General features: G+C 67.1%; 9 protein-coding genes. 3 read left to right on the top strand and 6 right to left on the bottom strand.

The annotated features are described in order from the left end of the window. The first annotated feature begins 466 nt into the window (after positions 1–466). The 3 genes from HS99_RS10910 to HS99_RS10920 are packed head-to-tail and all read left to right on the top strand — an operon-like array spanning position 467 to position 9092. On the top strand, positions 467–2575 hold the full coding sequence (locus HS99_RS10910) for a hypothetical protein (RefSeq protein ID WP_030598824.1): 2109 nt from the start codon (positions 467–469) through the stop codon (positions 2573–2575). Beyond that, complete coding sequence (locus HS99_RS10915) at positions 2572–3522, top strand: hypothetical protein (RefSeq protein ID WP_141763692.1); 951 nt, start codon at positions 2572–2574, stop codon at positions 3520–3522. Before HS99_RS10910 ends, HS99_RS10915 begins: the two co-directional genes overlap by 4 nt. Continuing rightward, a complete protein-coding gene (locus HS99_RS10920) occupies positions 3519–9092 on the top strand; it encodes a DEAD/DEAH box helicase family protein (protein WP_030557081.1) in 5574 nt (1857 codons plus the stop codon). Before HS99_RS10915 ends, HS99_RS10920 begins: the two co-directional genes overlap by 4 nt. A gap of 112 nt (positions 9093–9204) precedes the next feature. Here HS99_RS10920 and HS99_RS43975 read toward each other — a convergent pair whose 3' ends face one another. The 6 genes from HS99_RS43975 to galT form a co-directional block, all read right to left on the bottom strand. Next, entirely contained in the window at positions 9205–10551 is a 1347-nt protein-coding gene (locus HS99_RS43975; RefSeq protein WP_141763693.1) for a hypothetical protein, read from the bottom strand. A 38-nt stretch (positions 10552–10589) separates the two neighbouring features. Beyond that, a complete protein-coding gene (locus HS99_RS10935) occupies positions 10590–11399 on the bottom strand; it encodes a hypothetical protein (protein ID WP_141763694.1) in 810 nt (269 codons plus the stop codon). Positions 11400–11751: 352 nt separating this feature from the next. Further along, on the bottom strand, positions 11752–12249 hold the full coding sequence (locus HS99_RS10940) for a DinB family protein (RefSeq protein WP_030557075.1): 498 nt from the start codon (positions 12247–12249) through the stop codon (positions 11752–11754). Between the two features lie 391 nt (positions 12250–12640). Beyond that, positions 12641–13861: a tyrosine-type recombinase/integrase gene (locus HS99_RS10945; RefSeq protein WP_030557074.1), complete on the bottom strand. Its 1221-nt coding sequence runs from the start codon at positions 13859–13861 to the stop codon at positions 12641–12643. A gap of 825 nt (positions 13862–14686) precedes the next feature. Then, entirely contained in the window at positions 14687–15235 is a 549-nt protein-coding gene (locus HS99_RS48115) for an amidohydrolase family protein (protein WP_305953108.1), read from the bottom strand. Positions 15236–15335: 100 nt separating this feature from the next. Further along, complete coding sequence (galT, locus tag HS99_RS10955; RefSeq protein ID WP_030557071.1) at positions 15336–16445, bottom strand: galactose-1-phosphate uridylyltransferase; 1110 nt, start codon at positions 16443–16445, stop codon at positions 15336–15338. Positions 16446–16613: the final 168 nt, after the last annotated feature.

A 16613-nucleotide genomic window follows, 5' to 3' on the forward strand; every position in this document is an offset into this window, starting at 1 on the left:
GCAGGTGCGCGTTGCCACCGGACGCCGCTATGTGGCTTGTCCAGAGCAGGCAGCTCCGTCGAGCCGCCGGTTCCTACGCGTCGGCGGCTACCTTCAAGAGACGTAGTGAAGTTGACGCAGCAATGTCAGGATGAGACGTACAGGTTCGGGGTCGGATGTGCGGACAAATTCCCGTTCGACAGATGCCTGGGCTGGTTTGTCGGTTTGGTGCTCAGAATGATTGTGTGTCCGCTAACATCAGGCGCCGGAGTCGACGTGAACAGTGTGGTCAGGAGCCATGCGCCGCAAGAGAATCCCATGACTGGCGCGCCGAGTCTGCCTGGAGCGCCGGAGGCGGCCGCCTTGCTTTGGACTGAGCTGGATGGCCCGCGCCGCTCTCCGCTTGGACGTCGTGGCATCGTGCGCCCCGGCGAGCAGCCGATAGAGCGTCAGCAGCATGCTGGTGCGGACATGGCAGGGGTGCCGGATGGGCGCGTTGTACGGGCAGTGGCAGCAGATTCTCGCTGCCGAGTACTTCGGCCCGGACAGCGCCGAGCAGAGTATTGCGTTCTACGTGGACGACGAAGTTGGTCAGGAACTTGCCCAGCGCCCGGATGTAACTGGAAGCCTGCCGGAGGCCGTAAGGGAGGAGCTCGACTGGGCTCGTCCCGAGCATCTCATGTGGCGGCTGATGGAGCGCTGCCGCCGTTGGGAGTCGCGGGGGCGCCTGGGGGCGCCGCCAAGTCTCCCAGTGCTTGCCTGTTCCGTGCTTGCAGCGACGAAGATGGCGTCCTCCGACGGGATGCGCCGCAGCAACTACTACGGCCGGTGGGCCCAGCTGTTCGGTGAGCGGCCCGGGAGCCCGCGCGCAGAACGGCTTGAAGGGGCATTCGAAGAGGTCGTGTCGATGTGGCAGGAGCTCGACCGGTGGCTTGAGGACGCGGCAGGGCTGTATGGCGCTAGCACAATCAGCACTGACGGCTTCTACCGGAAGATCGGCTACCCGCTCTCGCAGGCTCTCATCCGCGCGTCCGACCGCGAGGCACTGACTAGGTTCTTCTCGGCGAGCGGTGTGCTTGCCGGCAACCCGGTCGGCGTCCCTGGCCGTGAGCTGCTGAGGCGGCTGCGCCTGTGGGTGGCAGGCCGGGACCGGAACCTTTCGCCTCGCCTACTGGAGGAGGTAGAGCTTGCAACGGGTCTCGCCGACAACTCGGTGCCGCTGCTCGCGGAGATTCTCTTTAGGCTTGCATCCCAGTGGGACGGCACGCTCCATGAGCCGGGGCGGGAACGGCGGCGGAAGGCTGCGCCGCTTCGTTTGGTACTCGCCGGACGGGGAGAACGGCTGGAGTGGACGGCAGATGTGGCGCCGGGGCTCAACACCGTGCAAGTCGGGTTCCCTGAGGGTCGCTCCTTCCTGCTTAAGGCTGTCTACGGAGGGGTGTACTCCGGATTGGAATCGGTCTTTCCCAGCGATGTGCAGCTTCGCCAGGGCGTGCACCTGACGGGCGACGAGCTGGTGCTCGACTGGTCCGGCCGTGAGGTCATCCTCCTACGGATGCACGAGCGCCTGGGCGAGTGGGTCAGCACGGAGTACTTCGAACCCGGCGCGCAGCATCTGATTCTGGCAGCGCCAGCCGCTACGGCTGAGGTCCGCGCGATGGCGCTCGGCCTTCAGTCGAGACCTGCGCGTGAGGTTCCTGCCCCAGTTCCGGGCTGGAAGTTGTTCAAGGGCGTCAGGGCGTTCGACGGCGCCGCATTCGGCAGAACCCTGGCGCGCGGCGGGGAGCACATCCACGTCCTGGAGCCGCCGGTCAGAGAGCAGGCCGAGCTCATCGGCGGACTGCGGATCCTTCGCGAGTACCGGGCCGGAGGACGGTTGGTCGGACACTACCTGCGGGGCGGTGAGCCGGACCTACTGCTGCCCACGAGCACCGCCGAGGACGGTCGCGTCACCGTTGTACTGAACGATCGGACAGAGCGGCTTGCCGCTGACTCGCGAGTGCCATTTCCACTTCGAGTTCTGCGGCTGGAGGAAGGGGAGTACACCGTAGGGACCCCGGACGCCGTGCGGACGTTCACTGTCTCCGGCGGTATCAGCGAGGGAGTCCCAGCCGGAACTGGATCGCTTGCCTGCGTGCGCACGGAGAACGCAGGCCCTGTGATGCGCAACTTTGAAGGGCAGCCGGACGCCGTCCGCGGCGCTGCGGCGCCGGCAGTTGGTCCGATTGCGAAGCGGACCATGGTGCCGTACAGCGCCTCGGAGGCATACCTGCTGGGTGTTCACGGCAGCATCCAGGAAGTTCGGATCCCAGGGCGACCGGACTGGATCGCGAGTCGGCTCGCAGCCAGACTTGAGGACCATGCGTTCGAAGTACCAGTCCCGGACGGATACGTGTGGCTGTTGGTCCGCGAACAGCAACGCTGGAGTACCGCGCCTCTGCTCCCTTACGCCGTACTTCCCCCACCCACGCCCCCGCCAGATGACTATCAGTGGGCTTGGGCTGTGCTGAATGCTGCCGACTGTATATCAACTCCCATCTGGGAGGCTTACGTCCGGGCGGCACGGGAGATCAGCGGAAGGGGGGACAGGCCGTGAGTGGGACGGGAGACGTACTGCTCCGCTGGGCCAGCGAGGAGGGTGCCGGTGATCTCCCAGCTCTCAAACAAGGCATTTGGTGGCTGGCGGCGAAGTCGACGGAGGATCTCGAGCCGGGTGCGGCGGGTCGCTGGCTGCGGGACATGGTGGCGCTCGGATACCTGGACATCGATTGGCGCAACCGCCGTTGGTGTGCGGCACCGGCTGTGGTGACGCGACTTCCGGGAGGCATTGGCCTGGCAGTGCTCACCGGCAGCCGGACAGCCGATATTGAGCATCGCGTCGAGGACACCAGCGACTTTGGCCTCATCGTGCACCGCGTCGCCTCAACCACGTCCGAGCAGGACATCCCGTTGCCGCATTCCCTGCTGATCCAGTACCGAGACCTGGACGACCTGGCGGAGTGGGCGGCGGAGAACCAGCTCCAGTTCGTCCCGTGTTTCGCGCTGCAGGCTGCGATTATGCTCAGCCGGCTGCCGCTCGGCGAGCGGACAGCAGGACCCGTGTCTGGTGAACCGCTTGAACAGTACGACCTGCGTCGCCGCCAGTACGTGCCGGTCCAGCGAGCCCGGAGTGACGGACTGTTCCGGTTCAGGCGCCGCGACAGCAAGGACGTATGCCAGCTGCAGCGCGGTGGCCAGTGGTACGAGATCGCGCACGAGTACGGCGTCTACCAGGAGTTGCAGCGGGTCAGCATCGACGGCCAAGGCGGGGACGTCATGCGCTGGTTCCCGGAGAAGGCGCCGGGCCGCGAGGCCTTCGGACGGCTCCACGTGGACTGGGGCTTCCCGCTGCCGGACCTCCAGCGCAAGATCGCTGTCCTTTGCAGCGGGCTGGCCCCGCAGATCCATGCGAAGGCGCAGAACATCGCCTACGACAACGTCCCCCGTGCGGTCGCCCGGATGATCGCGGATTCCCTCGGACAGTGCCTCGGAGACACCGAATGACTGATACCAACACCACGGGCAGCGGCCCGGATCAGCGCTCCCTCGACATCCTGAGAACCTTCGACGAACTCAAGACCGCTCTGTTCCGCTACTACAACACCCCCTTCGGTCTGGCCAATCGCCGCCTGGAGCTGGAGCGGGAGGCCCTGTTCAACACCCCGGGCGGAGCCTGGCAGCGACCACTGCTGGAGGTCCGCCCGCGCTACCGGTCGGCCGGGGTTGACTTGGCGGGGTCAGTCTCCGATGCGGACGCGCCGCCCGAACTGGCCAAGCTGATCGGACTCGGCCTGGTCAAGGGGATTCCCGCACTCTACGAGCACCAGCACCACGCCCTTATCGCGGCCTTCAGGGATCAGAAGGACGTAGTCGTCACAGCCGGCACCGGCTCAGGCAAGACTGAGTCGTTCATGCTGCCGATCCTCGCCGACCTGGTGCGTGAGTCAGCCTCCTGGAAGCCCGCCAGGCTTCCGGTCAACCGATGGTGGAACATTCCGAATGGCCCATACCAGGGCCAGCGCGAGGGCGAGCAGGGACGCCACCAAGCCGTTCGCGCAATGGTGCTGTACCCCATGAACGCCCTGGTCGATGACCAGATGATGCGCCTGCGCAAAGCGCTGGACAGCGATGAGGTCCGGGCCTGGTTTGCGCAGAACCGTCCTGGGCATCGTTTCTACTTCGGCCGCTATACAGGCGCCACCCCCGTGCCCGGCGATGTACGCTCACCGAGCGGGCAGAAGATCTTGCGGCGCGAATTCACCGAGACCGAGAAGCGCGCCCGGCAGGCCCAGCAGGCGGGAGATGACAAGAGGTTCTTCGTTCCGCGCCTCGACGGTGCGGAGATGCGCAGCCGCTGGGACATGATCGAGACTCCGCCGGACATCATGATCACGAACTACAGCATGCTGAACGTGATGATGCTCCGGCCGCGCGAGTCCGGGATCTTCGACAAGACCCGGCAGTGGCTGGAAGAGGTTCCCGGCGCGCGGTTCACGCTTGTCGTCGACGAGCTTCACATGTACAGGGGCACCTCGGGAACCGAAGTCGCCTACTTGATCAGGAACCTGCGCCACAGGCTCGGTCTGGACCGGCATCCGGAGAGGTTCCGCGTCCTGGCTGCCTCGGCATCACTGGAGGCCCCGCGCGACCTCGGCTTCCTCGAGGAGTTCTTTGGCCTCAGTAGGGACCGGTTCGAAGTCCTCGGCGGAGAACTGGTGCTTCCCGTCGGCACTGGGAGGGACCTGTCCGCGCATGCACCCGCACTCGCATCGCTGGGCACTGATCCGGAGCCTGCCCAGGCGGACGAAGTGCTTGCTGCCACGGGCGCAGCGGATGCCCTCGTGAACGCGCTGCGCGACGGCACACGCCTGATGAGCCGTTCCGATACTGACGTCGAGGACCTCTTGTTCCCCGCGGTCGCGGAGGACGGGCGGAAGAGTGCATTGCAGGGACTGCTCGGTGCGCTGCGCACTACCACGCTCGCCGGAATGCCCACCCTGCGCGGCCACTTGTTCTTCAGGAACATCCCCGGCGTATGGGCATGCTCGGATCCGCAGTGCTCCGGCGTTGCACCGGAAGCAGCAGAAGACCGGACGGTTGGCCGTCTCTACCCGCGCCCTGCCTCGCGCTGCGACAGCTGCGAAGCCAGAGTGCTCGAACTGCTGTACTGCCAGAACTGTGGCGATGTATTCCTCGGCGGCTACGCGCCCGAGAAGGCGGTATACGAAAGCCAGGGCAAGCAGTTCGATGCAGGCCTCCTCGCCGACCTGCCCGATCTCGACCAGCTCCCCGACCGCGCCGCGACCGGCCAGTCTGCTGCGAATTACGTGGTCTACTGGCCGCGTACCCAGGACCCGGTGGTCGACCGCCTTGAGTGGACCGCTACGGCGAACAAGGGTACTGAGAGCGCTGAGTTCGCTTTCAAGCGAAGCGCTTACAACCCGCGGACGGGTCGGCTGACGAACAGCCGGAACCACACCGGCTGGTCATTCCATACCGACGTCCCCCGCTCCCCGCGCGGAAGGCAGCGACTGTGCCTGGAAAGCCTTCCCGCCGCGCCGACCAAGTGCCCTGCCTGCGGTGACGACTGGGAACTGCTCCAGATCGGTCGGGACCGGCTCCCCCTCAGCGACCAGCGGCGGATGCGCTCGCCGATCCGGGCCATGCGAACTGGTTTCGAGAAGGTCAACCAGGTCATCACCACTGCGATGCTTTCTGGGCTTCCTGAGAAGAAGGCTGTCCTCTTCTCCGATAGCCGTCAGGACGCCGCGAAGCTTGCTGCCGGTCTCGGTCTGCGGCACTACCAGGACCTTCTGCGTCTTCTGCTCGCCCAGGAAGTCACCGACCAGGGCGATCCTGCGGCTGATCTGGCCGCCGTAAGCGCCTACTACAAGGGTGAGGAGACGGGTCCAGAGGCCAAGCGGTTGGCCACCGAAGCAAGGAGCCGTCTCAAGCCACGTGCCCCGGAAACCTTTGCGGCTTGGGAAAAGCTCCAGAAGCCGCCAACACCTGGCGGCCTTGACGACCTCGAAGACGAGGACCCACGGCCCGAGGAAGAGCTGTACGCCGAGCTCAGCCGTGTCCCCAGCCTGGAGAGCCACGTCGCCGAGATCCACGAGAGGCTCGCAGCCCTGGGCGCCAACCCGGGCGGTCCCAAAGCGTCCCTCCAGCGCACCCGGTACCGGACAGGCCAACCCACGTCCAGCTGGAGCTCCCTATTCGACTGGCGAAGCCAACGCCCGCGCGAGGTCTCCGATCGGCTGCTCAACGACAGCCAGCGGGACCTTCGCGAGGAGATGGGTGAATCGATCAGCGCTGAGCTGCTCATGGGTCTGTTCGGTAGCGCAGGGCGCGACTTCGAGTCCCTCGGCCTGGGCTGGCTGTGCACTGCCACAGACCAAGCGCCGCTTGAAGCCGATCCTGCATCGGACACTGCACTCGTCCGAGCCAGCCTTCGCGTGCTCGGCCACCTGCGGCGCTTTGCCGGTATGCGCACTGGACAGGACGAGCCCCCGAAGAAGCTCGCGCTCTTCTGGGCCAAGGCCGCTGAGCGCCTCGCCATAACCCCGGAGGATGTCCGCTTCAGGGTCGAGCGCACCTGGGGAGAGGCCGTCGTCAAGTACGTCATCCAGCCCGCGCACACGGCCATCAGGCACGGCACAGCCCAGTCCTGGACCTGCGAGCGCTGCCAGCGCCGCCACCTCCACCCCGGCATCGGCATCTGCACCAAGTGTGGCCAGGACCTGCCCAAGACCCCGGAGCCGTATGACGGCGCCGCCGAGGACTACTATGCGTGGATGGCCCGTGAGCGTGTGGGCCGATTCCGCCTCAACTGCGCTGAGTTGACCGGTCAGACGGATCGCATCGAAGCACAGTCTAGGCAGGCTCGCTTCCAGGGCGTCTTCCTTGACGACACCGAGCACGACCTTCCTGACGGCCTGGACGTACTGTCCGTGACAACCACTATGGAAGCAGGCGTGGACATCGGTCCACTGTCGGTCGTGCTGATGGCCAATATGCCGCCTACCCGCTTCAACTACCAGCAGCGCGTGGGACGTGCCGGGCGCCGGAACGCCCCCGTCGCTATTGCCCTGACGGTATGTCGAGGCCGGAGTCACGACGAGTACTACTTCCAGAACCCAGCTCGGATCACCAACGATCCGACCCCGCGCCCGTACCTGTCCACTGAGATGCCCGACATCTACCAGCGAGTGTTTGCCGCCGAGATCCTGCGCCGTGCTTTCGCAGCGGCGGCCGACAACGGAGACATCGGCGCAGACCCGACCCGCAACGTCCACGGCCAATTCGGTCTGAGTACAGACTGGCCTGATATCCGCGCTACCGTTCAGCGCTGGATCGCCGGGCACGGAGCTGATGTCGAAGCTGTTGCCGAAGCGCTCTCCCTCAGCACCCGTGGCGGGCGGGCCGCTGCCGAGTGGCGACAGTGGTCCGAGACCTTTCTGGTTGCGGTTGTCGACGAGATCGCCGCTCGATCTCACGGTCACCGTGATCTGAGCCAGCGCCTGGCCGAGGCAGGCCTGCTTCCAATGTTCGGATTCCCGACCTCGGTCCGATACCTATACACCCGCAAGCCCCAGGAGGCCTACCCATGGCCGCCTGCGGATGTCGTGGACCGCGCGCTGCCGATCGCAGTCTCCCAATTCGCCCCAGGTGCCGAGACCGTTAAGGACGGCAGCGTTCACACCGCCGTGGGCGTGGTCGCCTACGAGCCGTCAGGCCCAGCCCAAGTGCGCCCAGTCGCTGATCCGTTGGGACCGGCACGGCTGATCGGTCTTTGCCGTGCCTGCGGTCACATTGAAGAAGACGCGATCCCATCACAGGCCACGGTGTCCACCCAGCCCGTGGACTTCCCCTGCCGTGCCTGCGGAGCAGCGGACGGCTCCTATCAGGCTGTCGAACTGCGCGAGCCCGCCGGCTTCTACGCGTCGGGCAAGCGCGACTTCGACGGTAACTTCGCCTGGCGAGCTAGGTCCCTCGCTCCGCGCACTGCCGCCAACCTCGAAACCGACGCGCCCCAGCAGCCTCTCCCTGTACCCATGGCGGTGCATGCGGGTAAGGGCCGCCGCTTTGCAGTCAACGACAATGGCGGTCGGCTCTTTGAGTTCCACGCGCTCAAACCGACCGCGCGGATCTGGAACGGCGCATTCGTTGAACAAGGTGCCGTTGACCAGTTTCCTTATCTCAAGGACGACATCGCAGGCCTCGAGCCCGTCACCGCAGCTATCGGTGCCGTCCAGGTCACGGACCTGTTCCTGCTCGGCCCCATCCGCGCTGAACTGCCCGGTCCGGGGCTGCGACTCAACCTTGCTTCCCCGGCCCAGACGAGTGGATTTCCGGACGACCGTTCAGGACGCAAGGCGGCCTGGTACTCACTCGCTGCGCTGCTCCGCTCAGCGGCGGGTGCCCTCCTGCAGATTCAGCCGAACGAGATAGCGGCCGGTATCCACGGCGCTGTAGTCCCTGGAAAGCAAGCTCGGGTCTTCGCTTTCCTGTCCGACACTCTCGATAACGGAGCCGGCTACTGCACACGGCTCGCGGACCCGGAGGAGTTCACGGCGCTCATTGCAAAGGCCGCTGAGATGGCCACCGGCTTCGCCGCTGGCAGCCACGGGGCTGAATGCCGCGGCTCGTGCTACCAGTGCCTGCGCGACTACTCCAACATGGCGTACCACACCTTGCTGGACTGGCGCCTGGCCGCTGACCTCCTCGCGGTACTCAACGGCGACGGCCTCGACGCCACCACACTCTTTGCCCGGTCCGGGAAGCTGCTGCGGAACTGGGCCGAGGACCCGGGCCACACGGACGCGGAATTTGTCTCCGATCTCGGAGGCGCCGGACCTGCGGTGCTGTTTGAAGATCGGTTGTGGGTCGCTGCGAAACATCCGTTCGAGGCGGCCGATGCGCGACTGGAGGGTGCCCGGCTGGCTGCTGTGCGCGCCGCCGCTCGGGAGGAGACCCCTCACGCTCCCGACGTCGTGTTTATCGACGACTTCCTACTCGACAAGGTCCCCGGCAAAGTAACCACCCTGCTCGGGACGTTCGACCTGAAGTGAAGCTGGTAGTCCGTCCCCGCGGCGAGGGCATCGGGGACGGCTGCCAAAATGTCCGGGGGCTCAAGATGACCGGCGGTCGCAGGGGAATGCTTGGACTGAAGGGGTTTGCAGGTCACCGTCGCTTGGGCTCGTGTGGGCTCCATCCGCCCAGGTACGGGCGAAGCTCTTCGGGACTGGCCCTTGGGACGGGCGGGATTCTGGGGTGCATGGGCAGCGGATCGATCCGGTCGGCGTAGCTGCGTGCCCAGGTGATCCACTCGTGTACAGCGCAGGTGTCTGCCTCTCCGGCAGGGGCATCGACGAGGTGTTGTTCGAGGGCATCGCAGTAGGCACGGACACGGACGGCTTCGTGCCATTTCTCGACCTGGTCACGTAGTACATCGCGGCGATTCGCGTCGAGGAGCTTCTGCCGTGCCTGGTCCATGGCTGCATGCCAGTCGAGCCGGGTCTGTTCTTCTTGACGTTCCCGGGCGAGCTGTCGCTCGCGATCGAGCTGAGCGCGCTGTTCGATCTCGCGGAGGATCTGGGGGAGTGTGTCTTCGAGCCTCCATCGCTGCCGGTCTCCCCAACGGTATCGACGGCCCCGGTGCGCCCAGGCGGACTCGATGCTGAGTTCCAGTTGGTGGGAGGGCTGTGTGGTCCGGGCGGTCACGCGCTGCCAGGAGTACTGCACGCTGTCGACATCAAGGACCTCGATGGATCCCTCCGCTAGGAACAGGGGGAAGGCTGTGCCATGGGCGGTGATCGCCAGGCTGGCACGGGACTCCTGTTTGGCGGGGCCGACGGTGAAGCCCCGTTGCTCAGCGGCGGTGGAAAGTGCGTGAAGAATGAGGCGGGCGCGGTCCCGGCATTCGGTGCAGACCGGCACCTGGGCATCGCGGACCGTCGGGGGGAGCTCTTCGGCGGCCAGACCGACGGTGACAGGTACCGGGTTGATGTGTGCTTCGGTGTGGGCAGGGTGTTCGCCGACAGGCATGCGGATGACAAGATCGCCCTTGTCGCGCCCGGTGTAGGAAAGAAAGTGCCCCTCCGGCACCAACTGCAGGGCCCTCGCCGCGTGCAGAGCTCGGCGAACACGGAGGCGTTCGGCGGCCGACGGATCGATAATGCGTAAAACGCCTCCCGCGCGCTCAATGTCCGCGATCAACTCGGCCGCTTCCTCGGACTGCTTACTGGGCTCTTCGGCGCCTGCTGCAGCTTCGCCGTCACGCTCAGTTGCTCCCGTGCCCGGAGTTGACGAAGCGGCTGACGCGTCGAGTTCGGCGAGGTAGCGGTTTCCGGCCGACGTGGGCTTGGCCGTCCACTGGCTGTCAGCCCACGCTGTGGTGACGAGCCCTCGGCTCCGCAGTGCATAGACGGTGGTGGCCAGAGCCCAGTCTGCTGAGGTGACTAGGTTCTGACCCTCGCAGATGCGGCGGAGCACAGTGAGTTGGCGGTCATTGAGAACCTTGTGCGGCACAGTTCAGGACGCCTCTCAGAGAGCAGGGGCGGGCATTGTCAGTTTCTGACAGCCGAAGCGTTGCGGAGGAGTTCCAGCGGCACTCCGAGCTGCCGTTCGAAGTGGTCCGCGGCCCGGACCTGGCCGGCGTCGCGCAGCGACCGGATGGCTTCCTCCATGAGCTTTCCGACGCGGACCACCTCAGTGCGAAGCGCCTTGAGCTCGGCGAAGCTGTCCACTGCCTCGGTGCCGCACCAGTTCCGGACGAGGTCACGGGCGGGTTTGTACTTACGATCCACCTCCGCGCAGGTCTCCGCGCTGATGTATGTGCCCCCGCTCTTGCCGCGTCCCCCGAGGTACTGGCCATAGACCGCCTCACGCTGCGACTGTTCCTCCCGCTGAGCGAGAACAGCGACCAGCTGTTCGGCGTGGGCTTTGGCGATCAGGGGGGTGACGGCGAGTGTGGTGGGCCACGGCGCTGTAAGGGTGCCTGCGCCGTCGGTGAAGCTGCGTGGATCAGACGCGAACATGTCCTCGGACACCTGCAGCATCGCTGCGAGAGCGGTGGCGTCGTGGACGTAGAGCACGCCGCGTTCGCGGTAGTTCCAGCCCATCGACACCGTCTCGTCCATGGGGCATTCTTCGAAGACGATGCTTGCGGCGACGAACTCGACTACCTCGTCGTTCAACGGCCCGTCACTGGTCAGCGCATCCCAGCGATTCTGTCTCGAAAGCCACACGTCCTTCTGATCCCAGGGCACTCGCAAGCTGGCCGGCGGTACCCACTCCTCGCGGCCCTCCGCCTCCTCAGCTACGAAGCGCACTCTCACGCGCAGCGGCCGTTGGGTGCCAACTTTGAGGACTTCCACCTCGCTGACCGTGCCGTCATATGGCGCCGCCCGATGCGCCCATCTCTCACCCGGTTGCACGCAGGATTCCCTTCCCACTACTTCGTTTCTCTGGAGCACTTCCTCGATACCAACATCGGAGCATGCTCAGTCCCCGGCCCGCGATAAGCGTCGGTATGTCGCAGATCCAGGGGTCGCCGCCCGCGCAGCCCGCGCGCCGCATCGCGAAGGAGGGTCGCGGGACGGACGTCCGCTCCCTGTCCGGCATTCCACTTGTTCGGGCGGTCGGACGGGGCGGGCTTGTCGGCGGCGTGTATCCGTTCCCCGGGCCGCAGCCGGCGGCCTGCCCTGGGCGGCCACGATGCATGACCGGTCACTGCTCGGTGGTTCCGTCGAGGTGCTCGCGGAGGAGGTCAGCGTGGCCGTTGTGCCGTGCGTACTCCTCGACCATGTGGGTGAGGATGTAGCGGAGCGAGAAGACGTCGTCCTGGTACCGCCCGGTGACGTCGAGGGACTTGGCGGCATCCACGATGTCGCGGGATCGGGCGCACTCCTCGTGCCAGATGTCGAACGCCTCGGCCGGGTCCGCGGTGTCGACATCGAAAGCGCCGCCATTGCTTCGGGGCCAGTGAGCATGGCTGTTCTCGCCGTTCATCACGTTCCGGAACCAGGTCCGCTCGACGTCAGCCATGTGCCGGACAAGCCCGAGCAGTGACAAGCCCGAGGGTTGCACGGCCTTTTTCCTGAGCTGCTCGGCAGTGAGCCCCGCACATGCCATGGCGAGCGTGTCACGCTGGCGCTGCAGGAAGCCGGTCAGTGTGGTGCGCTCATCGGCCACCCGCGGAGGTTTGGCCCTCTTCTGGTTGCCCACGGGACCATCATGACAGCGAGGGGCTCGCGACAGTCGGATCTCTGTAGTTGACTTGCGCCGGCCGCCGCTCGGCGGTTCGGCACGAGCCTTCGGAGTGTTGAGGCCTCCCTTGGCATGTGTTCGGGGCTCCGCCCGGATCGCGGTGCCGCAGGCGCCGTAGCGGTGGTGAAAGTTGCCTGAGTCGGTCCGGCTGGGGGTCAAGGGGTCGCAGGTTCAAATCCTGTCGTCCCGACTGTGAAGTCGCTTGTGAGGGCGGGCACTTGGGAAACCGGGTACCCGCCCTCACTCGTTTCTGCAGGGCGTGTGGTCGCAGGGTGGTCGCAGCCAACGCTGTGACCTGGCAGTTTGCGGGTGGGGTGAGTGCGGGGTGATCGCGCTGTCTGACAGTACGTCAGTTGATCTTGCGGGGGAGGTCTGCGTGGTCGAGAGCGTCGGCGAGGGCGGTGACGGCTTCGCGGGCGGCTTGGGGGAGCAGGTGGCCGTAGATGTTGACGGTGGTGGCCAGGGTGGAGTGCCGCAGGGTCTTGGAGACGACGGCGAGGGGCACCTGAGAGCTGATCATGATGGTGGCGGCGGTGTGCCTGAGGTCGTGAAGGCCGATCTTGGGCAGGCCAATCTCGGCTGAGCGTTGGCGCAGGGTGTGCAGGAGGCGCTCGGGGTTGATGGGTTTGCCGTCGGGGCGGGTGAAGACCATGCCCTGCAGGCGGGGTTGGTCGGGGTGTGTGCTGCGGCGGCGGGCTGCCTGGCGGCGTAGTGCGGCGGTGACGCGAGGGGAGAGGCTGACCCAGTTGCGGCTGGCGCGGGTCTTGGGCGCCTGAAGGTGCAGACGGGCGTTGTTCACCGACGCCAGCGTCCAGCGCACGAACAGGACGCGTCGCTGGAAGTGGATGTCGGGCCAGTGCAGGCCCAGAACCTCGCCGCGGCGCATGCCGGTGCCGAGGATGACCTCGAAGATGTCGGCGTAGACGTCGTTGTAGGTCTCGGCGTTGTGGTGCAGGAAGGCGGAGGCCTGTTGCGGGGTCCAGCACAGCCGCTCGGGTGCGGCGGGGCGCTTCATCGCCGCGTTGCGGGCAGGGTTGCGGGCCAGCAGGTCGGCGCTGACGGCGGCGTTCATGGCGCTGGAGAGGATGCTGCAGCAGCGGTGGACGGTGGGGCGGCCTCGGCCTGCGGCCAGCTGCCGACGGGACCAGGTGGTGACATGCCGGTCGCGCAGGTCGGCCAGGGGCAGAGGGCCGAAAGCCGGTATGAGGTCGTGGCGGACGTGTCGCTCGTAGCCGGCGTAGGTGGTGGCCTTGAGGATCTCCTGCTTGGAGAGCAGCCACTCCCTCAGGTAGTCGGCGACGGTCAGGGCCTCGTCCACCGCGATGCCGGTGCGCTCGGCCAGCAGGAAGTTCTGTAGGGCGGTAAGGGCGGCGCTCTGGTCGGAGAAGCCGCTGCGGCGCCGGGTCTCTCGCTTGCCGGTGGTGGAGGGAAGGTCCACGGCGTAGGCCCAACTGCCATGTCCGAGATCGGCGTTCAGCTTCGGGCAGCGGGTGCCGTACTGTCGACCGGCAACGTCGCGGCAGCCGCAGCGCCGGTAGACGCGTCCGCGCTGAGGATCGGTCAGGTTCACGGGAATCGACTCCTTGTGTGATCGGGACGGGCCCAGCTTCACGGTGGAGCGGCCTGGCGCGGCAGGGGGCGGAGCATGGCGCCGGGGAAGCGAACCGGGCGACCACGTGGCCGGTGATCTGCGGCGATCCCCTTGGAAAGCGGACAAGGGGGAGCTACGGGCCATTCGGCGGCGATTACCGGAAGTGCGGAGACTCGATTCTGGGATGGCGTCGAAGGAAAACAGCGAGGCCGAACGCGGTTGTCTGAAGCCCCAATTCTCTCTGTCTCGAGGCGTTGCGGCTGCAGAGACCTGCAGCGGCGGCTGGAGTTGTCCGAGTGCCGCATGCACGGTTCGGGACGGGGTCGCCGATTGTCACTGACGGTGACTTCAGGGCCGGGGCTTCTCGGTGTTCGAGTTGGCCGCCGGAGTCTCCCCGGTGTCGGTCGTGCAGCGGTCTGCTCGGGCATCTGGGGTGCCCGGCCTGGAGGAGCCGGCCGTGGTGGCGGGCGGCGGTCTCGCGGACGAGCTGGGCGAAGCGTGGTCCTGGTGCTGTTCGGCCTGTTCGTCGTCCGGGTCCTCGCCGGCGGTTCCGAGGTCGTCCTCTTCGTCGAGGTCGTCGTATTTGGTGTGGAGGAGCCAGCAGCTGTGGACGCTGGCGAGGAGGTCTTCGAGGAGGTCGAGGACGGGGCGCTTGGGGTCGAGGGGGGAGGAGGTGCGGGCCGGTGTCCTCGGGGTCCTCCTCCTCGTCGTCGGGGTCCTCGAGCTGCTCGCGCAGGCGGGTGGGGTCGGGGAGGAGGCCGTCGGCGATGGGGAGGGGCCTGGCGCACCATGCCGGTGACGGCGTCATGCGGGCTGGCGCCGGCGTCGATGAGTCCGAGGACGAGGGTGGAAGTGGCTACGCGTGCTGCAGGGAGTAGACCCGGGTGGCGGTGCGGCGGAAGACGGCGTCCTTCTCGTCCGGGCTGAGCGCGTCCGTGAGCCGGCCGGTGATGCGGACGGCCTCGGGGTAGCCGGCTTCGAGGTGGACACCGGCCAGTCGGAGCCGAATATGAGTCGGTGGGGACCGAAGGCGTCCAGAACCGTGTCGACGAAGGGGCGGAGGTCGTTGATGTGCCAGTTCCCGGGGGCGGCCTCCGTGAGCAGGCCGGAGAGCTTGGCTACGGTGTTGGGCAGCGCGGCCAGCCGGCGAAAGTCGGTGGTCCAGGACTGCGTCGAACCTTCGGCGATCGGGGGGTTTGCCGAGGTGGTCGAGGACAAAGGACAACCCCGTCGAGCCCCCGCGGCCGCGATGATCGCGGCGGCCGGCAGCGCCTCCTCGGCGATGCCGGAGGCGTACGAGGCACCGCCGCCGTGGACGTGCAGGTCCACGAGGCCGGGGACGACGGTGTGCACGGTCAGGCCGCCGCCGTCGACGACGCCGCCGGGCAGGACCAGCCGGGTCCGGCCAGTACGGTTCGACCGACGGCCCTGCGGGGCCCTCTTGGTTGCCGGGTCAGTGGGATGCGGCGGCGCGGAGCCGCTCGGCGGCGGCCTCGGGGCTCACGTCGGTGACGAAGGCGTCGAGTCCGGATTCCACTCCCGCCAGGTACTTGAGCTTGCCGGGCGCGCGCCGGATGGTGAACAGCTCCAGGTGCAGGGCGAGTTCGTCGCCGCCGTCCTTCGGGGCCTGGTGCCAGGCGGAGATGTACGGGGTGCGGTTCGGGGCGGCGCCGTCGGGCGCGGGGAACAGCCGGTCGAAGCGGCGCAGCAGGTCGAGGTAGAGGCCGGGGAACTCGTCGCGCTCGGCCTCGTCGAGCGCGGTGAGGTCGCGCACCCGGCGGTTGGGGTAGAGGTGGACCTCGTACGGCCAGCGGGCGGCGAACGGCACGAAGGCGGTCCAGTGCTCGCCTTGGAGCACCAGCCGTTCGGGGGTGGCGCGTTCGGCGGCGAGCAGGTCCTCGAAGAGGTTGCGTCCGGTGTTCGCCCGGTGCGCTTGGGCTCGGTTGATCATCCGGGCGGTGCGGGAGGGGACGAAGGGGAAGGCGTAGATCTGGCCGTGCGGGTGGGCCAGGGTGACGCCGATCTCCTCGCCGCGGTTCTCGAAGCAGTACACCTGCCGGACGTCGGGCAGGGCTGACAGTTCGGCCGTGCGGTCGGTCCAGGCGTCCAGCACCAGGCGCGCCCCGGGCTCGTCCAGGTCGGCGAAGGAGGCGTCGTGGTCGGGGGCGAAGCAGACCACCTCGCAGCGGCCGTTGCCCGGCCGGAGGGTGCGCAGGGGGTCGTCGTCGTGGGCCGCGACGTGCGCAGCCGAGTCCGGGGCGAGCGAGGGGAAGCGGTTCTCGAACACCACGACCTCGTAGTCGGCCGCCGGGACCTCGCTCAGGCGTCCCTCCCGGGACGGGCAGAGCGGGCACTCGCCGGCCGGCGGGTGGTAGGTCCGCTGCTGGCGGTGGGCGGCGACCGTCACCCACTCGCCGAGCACCGGGTCGAGCCGGATCTCGGAGAGGCTCGCGGCGGGTTCCAGCGGGCGTTCGTCCACGGTGTCGTCGCGGACCGCCGTCGGCTCCTGGTCGTAGTAGAAGAGCTCACGGCCGTCGGCCAGCTTGGTCGCGGTCTTGTGCACCGCCGTACTCCTTCACACGGGGATCTCGGCCACCTGCGCCGATCATCAACAGATTCAAACACATCCGATCGATTTTCAACAGTCCGAGGGGCTTTGCGGGGCGCCACCCGGGACCCCATCTCGCAGAGAAAGCCGCAGGTGTTGACGGTCGACGTCAATCGTGTTTGA

The organism is Kitasatospora aureofaciens, assembly GCF_001188955.3.
GTDB lineage: Bacteria > Actinomycetota > Actinomycetes > Streptomycetales > Streptomycetaceae > Kitasatospora > Kitasatospora aureofaciens.

Coding starts and splice junctions, on each gene's coding strand:
- HS99_RS10920 (WP_030557081.1), top strand. CDS start 3,519: ATGACTGATACCAACACCACGGGCAGCGGCCCGGATCAGCGCTCCCTC.
- HS99_RS10910 (WP_030598824.1), top strand. CDS start 467: ATGGGCGCGTTGTACGGGCAGTGGCAGCAGATTCTCGCTGCCGAGTAC.